The organism is Segatella copri (genome assembly GCF_009494395.1).
Taxonomy (GTDB): domain Bacteria; phylum Bacteroidota; class Bacteroidia; order Bacteroidales; family Bacteroidaceae; genus Prevotella.
On the sequence record NZ_VZCB01000039.1, the window covers coordinates 17,537 to 33,215 of the forward strand.

The window sequence follows — 15,679 nt, forward strand, 5'->3', positions numbered from 1 at the left end:
CTCTTGTTTTGAGTAGCTGCACTAACTCATGGGGCGTGGAATATGTTTTTATAAACGGAATTCTTGTTGCCATATACCCATAAAAACAAAAAAGCCCCACGCATTTGAGCATCGTTGAGAGGCTTGGTGGGAACTGACTATGCAAAGATACAAGTAATCATTGATAATACAAACTTTTCAGCAAGAAAAATCACGCAAAAGTGGAATTCTTTGGCATATTCATATTTAATAGTGTTAAATCAGACCTTAAAATCATACTTTTCCAGCCAAATAAAGTGGTTCCCAAGATAAAAGTGTTATCTTTGTAACGCCTATACCCATTACCGGAAGCCCCGATGGGCAGAGGTTGGGCAGACATATATACATATAAGGCGTAACTGTACGCTTGGTTTTTGACTTGTTAGAACTTCGCAAACTCTCAACTGTTCGTCAAAGACAAAGCAACGGGAACGCCTCATGGGGTGTATTATATACAGCCCTCATTGGCTTCGGACGTTTCTATCGTTCGTTGTCAAGAGTGCTTTCTATATTCTTACACTGGCGTGGGGCTTTCGGCGTTGCTCGTTTCGACGAACAGGGCAATGCGAAGGCCTTAACAAGTGGAACGGGTGACAGGACTGGCTCCACGTTTTCATTTGTATATATACTAACCTTTTGTAAAACAAGCCAACATGGTAGCCATTGGCAAAAGACATTTGCAATATGGCAATATCAAGTATTGAGCATCGAGGCTATTTTTATGAGATATTCGATGCACGAGGCAAAAAAGCAAAAAGCATTTCTGATAACATCGGAGAACTGCTGGGGTGGAGTGACAGGTTTTTCATTGTTATGAAAGGCTATTGGTATGACACCTATGATGAGCAAGGTAAAAAAATCAAATCAATTTCAACAAGCATTGGCAACTATGTTTCTATCTGCGCTGATCAATTCATTGTCAGAAAAGATTCGTGGCTTCATACATACGATGCTTGGGGAAAGAAAATAAGCTCTCGTGTTGCAAGATAAAATTTAGTAACCAACAAACTCTCCACTGTCATAATGGGGAGTTTGTTTTTATGACACCAGAAAAATAGCTCTTTTATGGAAAACAAAAGATTCTTCACATACACAGCAATTGCTGCTTGTATGATATGTGCTATTGCGGTAGCTTTCAATGTTTTTACGGATTTTGAATTGCCAGGCAGAATCATGGCTGCGATATTAGGTGTTGTCATTACGGCAACCATAACACAGGTGCTTCTTCAGGGACAAACCCAAAAAGAGGGAACGTTGAAACGGGATTCTAAAATATTCGAGGAAAAAATGAAAATATATCAGAATTTTCTCAACAGTCTCTACAAAGCCGTAAAAGACGGAAAATTAACCGACAGTGAGAAGATGGAGCTTCAATTCCAGACATCTCTTGTAGCCATGCATTGTGACCCTAAATTCATCAAGACTATAAGTGACGCAGTAAATGGCGTGATAAAAAGCACTTGTCCAAACAAAGGTGATGAACATACTCCGCAGACAGCACTAATAGCCAGTCTGTTTGATGTGGTAGAAGCATTCAGACAGGATTTGTATCCAGATGAATTTGAAAAATTCGACAAAGAAGACAGAGACTATGCTATCAAGAAATTTGACGATGCATATCAGAATGCAAATGAGGGTGAAGATTCCCCAAAGGAGCATCTCGTTGTTGATGTAAATTTGCTTTCTAATATATCAACGCTAATAACGCAAGCGACAACTCAAAATAGCCCAGAACTTGCTGACGACAATAACCCAAAGGCAAATAGCATAGAGAAAGAAAGTACAGGCAATCTTGGGAGTTTATGGGAAAAAGCTATTGAAAGATGGAAAAACGCAGGATGGACAGTAAACCCCGAGCCAATAACCGAGGAACGTCCTTTGTGGCTAAAAAGGGAAGATGGTGTTCTGGGCGAAATATACATGGGATTTCATGATGGTCATTACTATTTGGAGGCAAGTTATGAGAACGATTCCAATTTCTCGCAATGCCTGAAATGGAAGAATGGAGGTCGAAGAAGATATGGAGAGTGGTGGGAATATCCGCCATTATGTTTTGACACTCCACAAGGAGAATTCTTGCAGAAATTTGAATCTTCCTTAGAACTACGGAAGTATATTATAGACAAGGTGGAATACCTGCAATCTGTCATCATGAAGAATGATCTTACAACCCGTTGGATGAAGGCTGTAGGCAAGCAGAAAGACTGGTATTTGTTCACTTGGTATTGGTCTACTCTTGCCTGTGAATACCAGAATGATGCGGAAGGGAAAATCTATATGGATACTATGCCTATTGAGGGTAAGGAATCAGCAATCATTCAGTTGGGCAATAGGGCTAACGACAGAGAACTGCTCAAACAAACTTTGAATAAAATCGGATTGGCAGACAGAATCAGCGAAATTCAAGAAGACTGCTTCATCAACTTGGAAGAAACAGGCTCGTTAGATCCAAAGGTCGTAGGAAACAAACTGCAGCATTGGATAAAACTGATATCCGAATCTGTACCATCATCCGCCAATTGACTAACAGAAAAAGATTTTTCGAATATGAAAAGTTTTGCAGCAATTGACTTTGAGACAGCCAACCAGCACCGCTCCAGCGTGTGCAGTGTTGGAGTGGTAGTTGTGCGCAATGGCAAGGTAACGGACAAGCTGTATCGGCTGATAAAGCCGACTCCCAATTTCTACACTTACTGGTGTACAGAAGTGCATGGAATGACCAATGCGGACACTGATGATGCTATGGATTTTCCAGAAGTATGGTCAGAAATAGCACCACATATCCAGGGCTTACCATTGGTTGCCCACAACAGTCCGTTTGACGAGAGTTGCCTGAAGGCTGCATTTGAGGCATACGACATGGAGTATCCTGGGTATAGATTCTACTGCACATGCCGTGCTTCAAGAAAATTGTTGGGGGACAAACTTCCCAATCATCAACTTCAAACTGTTGCCGCATATTGTGGATATGACCTCACCAAACATCACCATGCAATGGCTGATGCGGAAGCTTGCGCTGCCATTGCAATTAAACTCATAGACTTTTAAATGTTTTCATTATGGACGCTTCAACAACTATAAATCAAATGCTGTCGGGCAACAAAATCTTTGTCCCGACTTATCAAAGAGCATATTCCTGGGAAGACAAGCAGACAAAGCAGTTTCTTGTGGACTTGCAGGATTATGTAGAAAGCCATACGGCATCAAGTTATTATTTCGGACATTTCCTGTTCGAGGATAAAGGCAGTCGCAATTTTGCCATCATTGACGGTCAACAGCGTCTGACCACTATTACTATATTCATCTCCGCCATCTACAAAAGATTGGAAGAGTTGGCAGGGGCTTTGTCAGAGGATGACGTTTTTCTTTATGGCACTCTTGTGAAAGTCGGACAAACCTACAGATTCTCTACTGTTGATTACGATAACCAATTGTTCCGTGACTATGTCATCAATAAAGTAAAAACTGACCGTAATGGGTTGGAGACAGAATCACAAAAGCGTATTGTCGCGGCTTACGACTACTTTATTAGTCAATTGAATGCCTATGACGAGGAGTCATTGCACGATATATTAGAAGCAGTCGTAAATGCCACTTGCACTACGCATACAGTAAAGGACGAGGCTGAAGCCATCCAAATGTTTATCTTCCAGAACAACCGTGGCAAAAAGCCGTCCAATCTTGAAATAATCAAAGCGCAGTTCCTATACAATATTCATCTTTATTGTACATCTGAAGATGAGAAAGCAGAGTTGATAAGCGAGGTAAAGAATCGCTTTGAACACATCTACAAATCTATATCAAAGATAGAAGGCAATATAGATGAGGATGATATTCTCACATACACTTTGCGTGTGTACTTCAATAGCCTGGATGCAAGCAATGCCTTGCAAAAAGTGGATGAAGAATTAGGGAAAGATGATTCACGCATCAATTTCATTCGCAGTTTCACCCATTCACTTGCTGATAGTTTTGAACAAATGACCGTTTTCTTCCACAACGAGCAAACGGATATTATGGCACACACACTGTGGATTATCGGCCAGCCTGCTATTATTTTTCCATTTGTAATCAAGGCTTATAGCAATGGCGTTTCTGATGACGATTTCAGATTATTAGCCAAGGCTCTAACCTCTGTATTCTTACGTCACAGAGTTATTGGTACACGTGCTGTACTCACATGGAGATTGAATGATGTCTTCAAGGAATTTGAAGGTGACGTTCATGCTGTTGTCAATCATATAGAATGGATGAAGACTACAACAGACGGATGGTGGGATTATTGGAACAACGTGGAGTTCAAGCGTATGCTTGAAGGCAATTTCGATGGAGGGCATGGCATTGCCAAAATCATCCTTTGGCTTTATGAGAATCACCTCATAGAAAAGGGCAAGTCTGGCTATGGGTTGAAACGTTATGATGCTGTTGAGAAATCTCAGTGTGAGCATATTGCTCCAAACACAGAAAATCAAGATGCCAATAGTGGCTATTGTCCATACGATGATGAATTTAGAGAGTCGTATCTAAATTGTCTTGGAAACTACTTGCTGCTTTCTGGTCATCATAACGAATCTATCGGAAACACTACTTTTGAAGCTAAACGAAACACCTATACCCAGTTACTCCAGCAACAGGAAATCCGTAACATGACGGAACAGGATCATCTTTGGGACAAGGCTAAAATTGACAAAAGAAAAGAGCTTATTGTTGATTTTGTGATGGCAACATTCTAACTAATTATGACCTCAATGGAAGTCTACACCTTCCATTGAGGCTGCATATCTATCGCTTTATTTTTCGTCCGCACTTGGGCTTTACCATCTTCGTAGCTTGTCGCAAGCATCGTCTTATCCATTCTATTTCATCTTCGTTCTTCTCACGTCCCCAATCCTTGGTATCGCTGCCGCCACCACCTTGGCTTTCAGCGAAGTTGGTAGCTTCGTTGACGTAGCCGATGTACAGGTACATTGCACAATAGATAATTTTATCGCCATGATTGATAAAATCCATTGCAAAGCTACCGTCAAATAGGCTGTTGTCGTGAATGCTCATCATACGTGGATAGATGTCTGCTATCTCTGCCAACGCCTTCATGCCAGCCTGTGCCCAAATCTTATTGATCATCTGTTGCGGCAGAAATATTAACTAAATAATAGGAGATAAGATTATGGCATTAGCAATTAGTGGTATCCCAATGCTGACAGGTGATGAGGCTTTAGCTTTCAGAGAAAAACTGAAGAAACATTGAAGAAGCGTGGTAGCATAGATTTCTCAAAGCAACGTGCTGAGATGAAGGCTATTTTAGCAAAAGCAAAATTTTAAGTTAGTATTTAGTTAATAGTTTATAGTTGTTCTTGTAGTAATTTGCTGATAACTTGCAGATTTCTTGCTTTTTTCTTGGTGGTTTCAAGAAAAAAGCGTAATTTTGGCTGCATCTAACATAAAATACAAAGGTATGGAAGAAAATAGATATAAATTAACAGAAGATAATGCTGCGGCTGGTATGGTTGCTGAGCCAACTCCGGTCGTTAGGCCTTCTTTGTCTGTTCAGGAAATGAGACATTGTCTTATGGATGCAATATATTCCTCCAAGGATGTTGATAAATTATATTCCTGCTTGGTTATTCTTAAAGGTAAGCCAGCAACAGAATATCGTAGCAAGTATCGTGCTAAGACGGATGCAGAACTTTCTGCAGAGTTGTCACAATTCCCATCTTGGGATGAAACAGAACATCCTGATTTGTCGAATATTGATTATCGGCAGTATAAACATAAGAAATCTCCAAGAACAGTTAAAGCAATATCAAAATGGCTGTAACTAGAGTAAATCAAGGAGAAATTGTAGAGGTTCCATTTGAATTGCCTGATGGAAGCATCTTGCCACACCCTGCATTGGTTCTTTCAAATGAGTATTTGCAGGATTATGAAGATGGCTTGTTTTATGCCGTATTGTGCGCCTAGATAAAGTTTCGTACCTTTGCACCATAATTTTAAATTATTCAAATTATGGTACAAGGCAAGAAACAATTAAACAGCAAACCAAAGTTTGCCGAGGTTGTAATCGGTGACAATGAGGCGAAGGAAATTGTTCTTTTCTCTTATTCTTCTGCCAGTTCTTTCATCGCATCGTTTAATGTGTTGAAAAGAACGTTGATGTTTTCTTCTTCGTTCTTGCACGCTTCCTTGAAGAGTGCGACAGGATCTTCAGGATCGCCCTTCAGCGGAGCCTCGTTCAAGAGGATATTCACGTTGTTCAGCAGCATGCCATGCAGGGTAGGCATGTGGAGCTGATGCTGAGTGCCTTCCTTGCTGCCACACTTCAGTCCGGCTGCGTATGCCTTCACGATGATACGCACCAGCAGATGGATAGCCATCGGTTCGTCGGCAAGACTGATGAGAATGCCATGCGTATAATCGCGTACGTGCTCCTCTATGCTTGTAAACTTACCCTGCAGGAGCCAGGTGAAGTTGCGCTTGTATTCAGCTTCCATCGCCTTGTAAAGCTGGTTGGATTTGCAGGCGATGCGCAGATAGTCGAGCATGGTTGGCTCGAAGGTAGGATCTGCTTGCTTCATGCTCTCAAAGTTCTTCTTCATGCGCTCATTAGCCTCTTCTGCGCTCTTGTAGTTGAGTCGTACGAGGGTAGAGAACATGATGTCGAAGAAATACTGGTTCACTTCTCCATAGTGTTCCAGCATCATCTGCTTCACCTCTTTCGGATCGTTCTTCTTCTGGAAGTCATCTCCTCCGATGGCTGCATCCATGATGCCTCGGGCATAAGCCTCGAAGAAACCTCTTACAAATGAAGCTACAGCTTGATAACTATTGATTCTTTTCATGTCTGTTTATTCAAAAATCTTAAATTCATAACCCTGTTCCATGAGCCATTCGATGGATTGTGGAAGAGCAGTCTTCAGTTTGTCGATGCTCTTCAATGAGTCGTGGAAGGTGATGATGCTGCCGTTGCGGGCATACTTCTTCACGTTGTTTACCACGTCTTCTGCCGTCATCCATTTAGAATAGTCGCGGGTAACCAGGTCCCACATAATTACTTTATAGGTACGATGCAGCCACCAGTATTCACTGGCTCTCATCCATCCATGGGGTGGACGGAAGAGATGGGCATGTATCAACTCATTCGCTTTGTTGGTATTGAGAACGTATGAGATGACACGATGCTTGAAAGCACCGATGTGGTTGAATGTATGGTTGCCCACCTGATGTCCCTCTGCCACAATCTGGTTGTAGAGGTCGTGGTTGCGCAATACATTCTCGCCCACCATAAAGAAGGTTGCCTTGATGTTGTATTTTCTCAGGGTTTCCAGGATGAATGGAGTGGATTCTGGAATGGGACCGTCATCGAATGTGAGATACACCGAGTGGTCATTCTTGTCCATTCTCCAGATAGCCTTTGGATATAACCATCTAAGCCATTTGGCTGGTTGCTCTATGAACATGGGAAAAAATGATTATTATGAATAATGAAAAGTTTGATGTAGCCATCGCTACATCAAACTTTCTGATATTTACTGATTGCCTTCTGGCATTTTGCCGCCTCTGCCGTGGTACAGGGTATAGAGGTTGTTGAGTTGCTTCTGATACTTCTGTTCCAACTGAGGACTTACCATTCCTGCTACATCGCAGATGCTCTGCATAATCATAAGCTGACGGATGCAGTCGTTCTGACTCATGAGGAATCGGTCGTTAGACAATGAGAGGTAATAGTTGAGATACTGTGAAGCGTTCTTCCAAACTGCTTCTACATATTCCTTACCCTTGGCTTTCTGACCGGTCATCAACCAGCCGCGAGCCATGTCCAGACCACCACTCATGTAATCGAGGGTTACGTTGTATGCCGGAATCTCTACATCAGCCTTCTTCAAAATGTTGATAGCCTTCTGCTTCTTGCCTTCAGCTATGAGCTGGAGAGCAGTCTGAGCAAGCAGGCGACGGTGAGTATAACACATGCGCATGGTTGTCTCGTCGATATAGAGACCCTTCTGCTTGAGGTTACCGAACTTGAATCGGGTCATGATGTTATGATAGGTCTTCTCTGTATCGAAGTTCTTGGCACCTGGCTTGTTGGTGGTGAACGGAGTGATACGGTTCACAAGTCCCTCCTGTACGAAGTTGTCACCCAGGTTCATATAGTTCTCTTCGCCTACGGTGAGTGCTACGTAGAGCGGACGGGTCCAGTTACACTGTGCCAACATTTCGAGCATCATGAGGTCGTTCTTGTAGAGTGCGCTCTTGCCGGCAAGCGAGATGACCATCTTGTCTGGAATAGAATCTGATGCCATCATCATGCCGCTCTTCTTTACAGCCTCCTTGTCGATGGTGACATAGAGGGTATCCGTAGGGATGAAGTGCATGTCAGGGTTCTTGCTGCGTACCCAGTTCTTCAGGATGTTCTTGAGTTCGAACGGTTCGTCACCAAACTGCTTCTTGGCGTTCTCCGGATCTTGCTTGTAGAAGTCGAGAATCTGCTTCTTTGCTTCCGGCTCTACCGATACATATTCGTTGGTACCTGAACAGAAGTCGAGACGTGGCCAGGTGATTGGCACAGAAGGTGAGTTGTATGCAGGACGCATCATCTGGTCGATATACCAGTCAGTCTGCAGGTAACTCAGATTACAAACGCGGGCATCTGTTCCTACGCCTTCTACTTCCTGATTGTACCAGAGTGGGAAGGTATCATTATCACCATTGGTGAAGATGATAGGGTTGCTCTTCTCCTGGAGTGACATCAGATAGTTCTGACCAAAATCACGGCAGGTATAGCGGTTAGAGCGGTCATGATCATCCCAAGTCTGTGATGCCATCTGGATTGGGACGAGAAGTGTGATGACTGCTACGATAGCAGAAACGGCAGTACCGCTGATCTTCATCTTCTGTTTCAGAAGGTTGATGATGGCGAGGACGCCAAGACCACACCAGATAGCGTATGCATAGAATGAACCGGCATAAGCATAGTCACGCTCACGTGGCTGCATAGGAGTCTGGTTCAAGTAGATGACGATGGCAAGACCTGTCATGAAGAACAGGAAGAATACCACCCAGAACTGCTGGATACCGATAGGAAGAGTCTCCTCTGTCTCTACACCGTTCTTCATTACCTTGCGTTTGCGGGTATACCAAGCCTGCCAGAAGAGACCGATGAGACCGAGAATCAGTGGCATGCAGTAGAACACGTTGTGTCCCTTGTTCGCCTTCAGGTCGTCTGGCAATTTGCTCTGGTCGCCATAGAGTGCATCATCAATGAATGAGAAACCGGAAATCCAGTTACCATGTTCTGGTTCGCCATTGCCCTGAATGTCGTTCTGACGTCCGGCAAAGTTCCACATGAAGTAGCGCCAGTACATGAAGTTGCACTGATAGGAGAGGAAGAAGCGGATGTTGTCAATCTGTGAAGGAACCTTCACCATGATGCTTTCACCGCAACGGTCGTAAGGTACCTGGGAACCTTCTACGCCACCCATCCAGTCTTCGTATGCTGAGGCATGAGCCGAACTGTACATACGAGGGAAGAGCATATTCTGTGCATAGACGTACTTGTTCTTATGACTTACTACAAAGTAGGAGTCCTTCTCATCTGCAGAAGCCTTCTCCTTGCGCTGGTAAACTGGTGCACCTTCCTTCATGACAGGCTTGCACATGTTGCCATCTACCTCAAGAGCTACCTGAGAGGTATAAGCCTGACCATAGAACAAAGGACGGTCGCCATACTGGTCACGGCTCAAGTAACTACCCAAGGTAAAGATGTCCTCAGGAGAGTTCTGGTCCATAGGAGGGTTGGCAGATGAACGGATTACGATGAGCGCATAGCTTGAGTAACCAATCATCAGCATCAGCATGCAGAGCAATGCTGTATTCTTGATGCGGGCAGAGATGAGAGGCAATACCTGCATCTTCTTCTTTGCGATGCCTGTTACCTCGTCAACACCTGTTGTGATTTCCTTCTTGCGCTTGTAGTTCAAGGCAAACCAGAGGGCTGCCAATACGATGATGCCACAGATAACGGCGGTCCAGCCATATCCATAGAAAGGAATACCGAGCATGCCGAAACCGAGAACGAAGGCGATGTTCTGCTTCTTCTCGTTCTTTTCTGAGGCATTGTATGTCTCGTAGATACCCCAGATAACAGAGGCTACGAGGCAGATGATATATACGATTTCACCGGTATTGAATGGACAACCGAGCACGTTGACGAAGAACAGCTCAAACCATCCACCTACGGTGATGATACCTGGAACCACACCATACAATACGGCTACCACTACCAGGAAGGAGAGAACCAGCGCCAGGAGCGAGCCCTTCAGGTTGGCATGAGGCACCTTCTTGTAGTAATAAACCAATACGATGGCTGGGATACAGAGCAGGTTAAGCAAGTGCACACCGATACTCAGACCTGTCATATAAGCGATGAGTACGAGCCAGCGGTCGCTATGAGGTTCATCGGCATGGTCTTCCCACTTCAGAATCAACCAGAATACCACAGCGGTAAAGGCAGAAGAGAAGGCATATACCTCACCCTCAACAGCTGAGAACCAGAAGGTATCGCTGAAGGTATAGATGAGGGCGCCCACCATACCGGATGCTTCAATGGCAATCAGTTTGCCGGTGGTCATCTCCTTCCAGTCACCGATGATAAGCTTGCGAGCCAAATGGGTGATGGTCCAGAAGAGGAACATGATGCAGAAGGCACTGAGGAGTGCGCTCATCGTGTTTACCATCTTAGCCACCTGAGTGGTATCGCTGGCGAAATGTGTGAAGAAATTGCCCAAGAGCATGAAGAACGGTGCCCCTGGTGGGTGACCGATTTCCTGCTTGTAGGCAGTTGTAATAAACTCAGGACAGTCCCAGAAACTGGCTGTCGGCTCAATCGTGGAACAATAAACGAAAGCCGCAATGATGAATGCGACCCATCCAAAGATATTGTCCACCAATTTGTACTGTTTCATTATTGTTTAAACTTTAATGTATTATATTTCTATGTTTCCTATTATATAATGTGTATAAAACGTTGCAAAGATACTAAAAAGATGAGATAATCTTGAAGTTTGTTCTTGTTTTTTAGGCATTATTATATTATCTACCTAAACATTTAGAAAATGTTCTTCCAGTTTTTCTCTTGGCATATCTGCTGTATCGTGATAATGCAGATGATGGTTCACACAGGCGATGTGCTTCACGTTATTAAGCACTTCGGCAATGTCGTGGCTCACGATGATGATGGCGCATTCCTTGTTAATTTGCTCCAGCATCTCGTACATCTGCTTTTGAAATCTGCGGTCGATGTAGGTGTTTGGCTCATCGAGGATTACTACATCCGGCTTTGAGACAATAGCCCGGGCGAGGAGGACTCGTTGAAGCTGTCCACCGCTGAGGGCTGCGATGTGGCGGTCCTTGAATTCCATCAATTGCATACGTTCTAGACAATTGAGCACCTGCTGATGCTGCGTTTTCGTATATCTCGAAAAGAGACTCTTGGTCTTGCTGAGGCCAGAGAGCACCACTTCGTAGACGGAGATAGGGAACTGTTTGTCGAGGGAGTTGTATTGTGGGAGATAGCCCATTCGGATTTCCTTGACTTCCTGCCCATCTTTATAATATCTGATTCTTCCTTCTGTTGGCTTCATCAGTCCCAGAATGAGGCGCATGAGGGTGGTCTTGCCACCACCGTTTGGTCCGATGATGCCAAGATAATCGTCTTGATAGACGGTGAGATTGATGTCGTGGAGCACCTGTTTGCCATCGTATCCGGCGGACAGATGCTCAATCTCTATTAACTTTGAACTTTGTACGTCCAACTTTGAACATTGAACTTTGAACATTGAACTTTATGATTAGTTATTGTTCTTTATACTTTTTATAAAATATTGGCGAGCCTACTTTCCAACCACTATTTCTTTGCCTTGTACTGCGGCGGCTGCTTCATGCATCGCCCAGTTCCATTCGCCTTGCAATGGGTTGATATTCATTGGCTTGGTGTGGCTCTCGTTGATGAATGTATTGGTGTTGCGGTTGGCAAACTCTGCTTGTATGAGGCAATATTTGATCTTCTCTTTTCTTGCTCTCTTGATGAGGCTCTTCAGCTGGGCGGCACTTGGCTCCCTTCCTTCTTCCTCTATGGCTAGCTGCTCAAGCTGGTAGTCACGGGCAAAGTAGGTAAGGATAGGGTGATAAATCACAAACTTGCGTACCAAATCTGGGTTCTCTTTGAAGCTTTCCTTGATGGTGCTGTCTCTCTTGTCGATGATGCTGAGTAGCGATTTGTAGTTCTTCTCGAAGAAAGTCTTGTGTTTTGGCTCCAGTTCGCAGAGTGCCTTGAGCATGTTGCTGGCGATGATGCGGGCATTTTTGCAACTCATCCATACATGTGGGTCGATATTGCCGCCAGGTGTTTGGGCTGGCTTGATGCCTACAGAGGTATCAATCACCTTCATGTCGGGAGCGTTGTCCTGCAGTTTCTTCATCCAAGTCTGCTCGAAGCCGATGCTGCCCACTTTCAGATAGAGTGCACTATTGGAGAGTTCCATCATCTGCTGGGCGTTTGGCTCGTATGTTTCTGGGTTGTTACCATTCGATACCATTACGTTGACATCTACCTTGTCTCCGGCAATCTTATCTACGAAATATTGGTAGGGAGGGATGGTAACGGTTACTGTAGGCTTGGCATTACTTTCAGCCATGCCAGCCTTTTGCTGGTTGCTTTTGCAGCCAACCATTAGGGTGCATATTATAATAAGGTATAAAAATCTCTTCATAATTAAACGATAAAACTCAGTCCATAGACCAATAAAACATATCTTAGTACTTTTCCGATGGTGATACTGAGTATCGAAATCGGAATATTGGCTCTTGTCAAGCCTAAAACGATGGTGATGGCACTTCCCAATAGTGGGAGAAAGGCGAAGAATCCCATCCAGGCGCCTCTGCCTGCCATGAAACGTTCAGCCTTATCCAGACTTTTTTTCTTCACATGCAGGTATTTCTCTATCCATTCCATCTTACCCATTCTGCCCACACCGTAGTTGAACATGGAACCAAGCACATTACCGATGCTACCGTAGATAACGAGGGGGAGAGGCTCTAGTCCAGCTGCCTGCAAGCCTGCCATTACTGCCTCGCTGCTGAATGGGAAGAAAGAACCTGCCAGAAAAGCTGCGGCAAGCATGCCCCAATAGCCCCAGTCGATTAAGAAACTGATAATCCAACTCATTGTCAATTCGTCATTTAATAGGTCTGATGCAGCGTTTCAACACATCAAACTTTATCCGTGGATACTTAATCCTTGAACTGCCTGTAATAATACAGTTTCAGGAATGAATATATTGTATAATAATATCAAGACAGTTATCACGAGCATCGTGATAAACATGATATTGGTTTTTTTTCCCTTGGTATAGGTGATGAAGTGAGCGATGAGTGGTGCCGTGTTTACTATCATGATGCTGCCTAACTCCTTGATGTGCTGAGGCTGCAGGATGATGAAGGCGAGGCTCACGAAGTTCACCATGGTGAACGACTCGTATATCATTCTTGTACGAATCTTGTCTGCGTATGCTGTGTGCAGGAAGTGGATGGAACCGATAATGCCCAGGATGGTGATGAATATCAGGTTGACGACTTCATGGTCGGTTACCCTTGAATAATCAAACAATTCATGATAGTTGATGAATTCTGTAAAATGGCTGACAAGTCCATCGATGTTGTTGGTATAGGCATAGTATCCTGCCGAGAACCAGTAAGGTATGATGATTCCGATGAGAGAGGCAAATAAGTTTCTGATACTGAAGGAATTGGTGAATACCATCATCATCAGCCATAATATCGGTAAGAAATAACCTATCTGTATGAATACCATCGAAGCGAGTCCGATACAGGTAAAGGCATAGAAAGTCCATCCTGCCGACCGTTTATCCTGATAGCTATTCCATATAATGAGATAGAAGGCGATGAAACACATCGACACGATATTGGCTTTATAAGATGGGGTTGGTAGACAAGTCATGGTGACTAGTACCAGAAAACTGCACGAAACCATTCGGCTGTAGGTACGCATCAGAGAGTTGTGGTTGTTGAGTTCTACCATCAGTAATGTAGATATGATGGTAAAAGCAAAATTAAGCCAAATGTTACCCTCTATAAAACCTACTGCAACCCAAACCAAGGTGGCAAGGGTTGCAGTGAATGGTAATGCGTAGCGACTAGGTGCTACTTTATTTTGAAAAGTTTTTTTTCTTAACATCAATATTAGTGTTTAGTGATTAATGTTTAATTTTTACTTCTGAAGTAAACGATAAGGCATCTGCCTAATTAATCATTAATCACTACTAATTAAACATTACTTAAAGGTCCTGTCCGATGTCTGAACGGAAGTACTTGTCGGTGAACTGAATCTTCTGGGCCTCGGCAAAGCTCTTCTTCAAGGCTTCTTCCTTGTCTTTGCCGTAGCTGCTTACGCAGATAACACGACCACCGTTGGTTACTACCTGTCCATCCTTCATCGCTGTACCAGAGTGGAATACCACAGAACCTTCAACCTTGTCGATACCTTCGATAGGATAGCCCTTCTTGTAAGCCTCTGGATAACCGCCGCTCACGAGCATGACGCAGACTGCTGCACGCTCATCAAACTCGATGTTGCGCTTGTCAAGGTCGCCAGCAGCAACACCTTCGAAGAGGTCTACGATGTCGCTCTTCAATCGGAGCATGACACTTTCTGTTTCTGGGTCGCCCATACGGCAGTTGTACTCGATGACCATTGGCTCGCCCTCAACGTTGATCAGTCCGAAGAAGATGAAGCCCTTGTAGTCGATGTTCTCTTCTGCAAGTCCCTCTACTGTAGGACGGATGATGCGCTCGTCTACCTTCTGCATCCATTCTTTGGTAGCGAATGGCACAGGGGTAACACTACCCATACCGCCTGTATTCAAACCGGTATCGTGCTCACCGATACGCTTGTAGTCCTTAGCCTCAGGCAAAATCTTATAGTTCTTGCCATCTGTGAGAACAAAGACAGAGCATTCGATGCCGCTCAGGAATTCCTCGATAACCACACGTGCAGAAGCATTGCCGAACATACCGCCCAGCATCTCCTTGAACTCCTTCTTTGCCTCTTCCAAAGTAGGGAGGATGAGAACACCCTTACCTGCGCACAAACCGTCAGCCTTCAATACGTATGGAGCCTTCAAGGTCTCCAGGAATTTAAGACCTTCCTCTACATGCTCGCCATCGAAAGTCTCGTATTGAGCTGTAGGAATGTTGTGGCGCTTCATAAACTTCTTGGCGAAGTCCTTGCTGCCTTCCAATACAGCACCAGCCTTTGAAGGACCGATTACAGGAATGTTCTTGGTGCGAGGATCGGTTTTGAAGTCGTCATAAACACCCTTTACCAATGGGTCTTCAGGACCAACAACAACCATATCAACACCTTTCTCGACAGCGAAGTTCTTCAGAGCCTCGAAGTCGTCAGCCTTGATATTCACGTTCTCGCCGACATTCTGAGTACCGGCATTACCTGGAGCGATAAAAAGTTTCTCACACTTTTCGCTCTGAGCGATTTTCCAAGCTAAGGCGTGCTCGCGTCCACCGCCTCCTAACAATAATATTTTCATCGTTGTACGTTTAATAGTTCCTCTGATATTTTACCTTAGGA

Annotated in this window: 15 protein-coding genes; 6 read left to right on the forward strand and 9 right to left on the reverse strand. The window is 44.1% G+C overall.

All coding sequences use genetic code 11. The features are described 5' to 3' along the window. Window positions 1-702: 702 nt before the first annotated feature. From F7D73_RS04025 to F7D73_RS04040, 4 genes are all read left to right on the forward strand, one after another. Window positions 703-1,008 (forward strand): hypothetical protein, encoded by a 306-nt coding sequence (locus tag F7D73_RS04025; RefSeq protein WP_153122394.1) that lies wholly within the window; start codon window positions 703-705, stop codon window positions 1,006-1,008. A 75-nt stretch (window positions 1,009-1,083) separates the two neighbouring features. Continuing rightward, window positions 1,084-2,541, forward strand: a complete 1,458-nt coding sequence (locus tag F7D73_RS04030) for a hypothetical protein (protein WP_153122395.1) — start codon at window positions 1,084-1,086, stop codon at window positions 2,539-2,541. 24 nt (window positions 2,542-2,565) lie between these two features. After that, window positions 2,566-3,066 carry an exonuclease domain-containing protein gene (locus F7D73_RS04035; protein WP_153122397.1) on the forward strand — a complete coding sequence of 167 codons (501 nt, stop codon included), beginning with the start codon at window positions 2,566-2,568 and terminating at the stop codon, window positions 3,064-3,066. 11 nt (window positions 3,067-3,077) lie between these two features. Continuing rightward, the gene (locus F7D73_RS04040) at window positions 3,078-4,751 is read left to right on the forward strand and encodes a DUF262 domain-containing protein (RefSeq protein ID WP_153122399.1); all 1,674 of its coding nucleotides are present in this window, start codon (window positions 3,078-3,080) and stop codon (window positions 4,749-4,751) included. Window positions 4,752-4,800: 49 nt separating this feature from the next. On the opposite strand, the gene F7D73_RS04045 is transcribed toward F7D73_RS04040, so the two are convergent. Next, complete coding sequence (locus F7D73_RS04045) at window positions 4,801-5,142, reverse strand: hypothetical protein (RefSeq protein ID WP_153122402.1); 342 nt, start codon at window positions 5,140-5,142, stop codon at window positions 4,801-4,803. A 331-nt stretch (window positions 5,143-5,473) separates the two neighbouring features. Here F7D73_RS04045 and F7D73_RS04050 point away from each other — a divergent pair, with 331 nt between their 5' ends. Beyond that, window positions 5,474-5,836, forward strand: a complete 363-nt coding sequence (locus F7D73_RS04050) for a hypothetical protein (protein WP_153122404.1) — start codon at window positions 5,474-5,476, stop codon at window positions 5,834-5,836. Continuing rightward, window positions 5,827-5,979 carry a type II toxin-antitoxin system PemK/MazF family toxin gene (locus F7D73_RS04055; protein WP_147337115.1) on the forward strand — a complete coding sequence of 51 codons (153 nt, stop codon included), beginning with the start codon at window positions 5,827-5,829 and terminating at the stop codon, window positions 5,977-5,979. Before F7D73_RS04050 ends, F7D73_RS04055 begins: the two co-directional genes overlap by 10 nt. Window positions 5,980-6,116: 137 nt before the next feature. On the opposite strand, the gene F7D73_RS04060 is transcribed toward F7D73_RS04055, so the two are convergent. From F7D73_RS04060 to purD, 8 genes are all read right to left on the reverse strand, one after another. Further along, window positions 6,117-6,857, reverse strand: a complete 741-nt coding sequence (locus tag F7D73_RS04060; protein ID WP_153122405.1) for a hypothetical protein — start codon at window positions 6,855-6,857, stop codon at window positions 6,117-6,119. Window positions 6,858-6,863: 6 nt separating this feature from the next. Next, entirely contained in the window at window positions 6,864-7,475 is a 612-nt protein-coding gene (locus F7D73_RS04065) for a polysaccharide deacetylase family protein (RefSeq protein ID WP_153122407.1), read from the reverse strand. 69 nt (window positions 7,476-7,544) lie between these two features. After that, a complete protein-coding gene (locus tag F7D73_RS04070; protein ID WP_153122409.1) occupies window positions 7,545-10,979 on the reverse strand; it encodes a glycosyltransferase family 117 protein in 3,435 nt (1,144 codons plus the stop codon). A gap of 135 nt (window positions 10,980-11,114) precedes the next feature. Beyond that, complete coding sequence (locus F7D73_RS04075) at window positions 11,115-11,852, reverse strand: metal ABC transporter ATP-binding protein (protein WP_153122411.1); 738 nt, start codon at window positions 11,850-11,852, stop codon at window positions 11,115-11,117. A gap of 54 nt (window positions 11,853-11,906) precedes the next feature. Further along, on the reverse strand, window positions 11,907-12,746 hold the full coding sequence (locus F7D73_RS04080; protein WP_194256844.1) for a metal ABC transporter solute-binding protein, Zn/Mn family: 840 nt from the start codon (window positions 12,744-12,746) through the stop codon (window positions 11,907-11,909). A gap of 41 nt (window positions 12,747-12,787) precedes the next feature. Next, window positions 12,788-13,240, reverse strand: coding sequence for a YqaA family protein (locus tag F7D73_RS04085; protein ID WP_118063560.1), 453 nt, complete (start codon window positions 13,238-13,240; stop codon window positions 12,788-12,790). 51 nt (window positions 13,241-13,291) lie between these two features. Beyond that, the gene (locus tag F7D73_RS04090) at window positions 13,292-14,269 is read right to left on the reverse strand and encodes a hypothetical protein (RefSeq protein WP_153122414.1); all 978 of its coding nucleotides are present in this window, start codon (window positions 14,267-14,269) and stop codon (window positions 13,292-13,294) included. A gap of 100 nt (window positions 14,270-14,369) precedes the next feature. Continuing rightward, window positions 14,370-15,638 carry a phosphoribosylamine--glycine ligase gene (gene purD, locus F7D73_RS04095; protein WP_153122416.1) on the reverse strand — a complete coding sequence of 423 codons (1,269 nt, stop codon included), beginning with the start codon at window positions 15,636-15,638 and terminating at the stop codon, window positions 14,370-14,372. Between the last annotated feature and the right edge of the window lie 41 nt (window positions 15,639-15,679).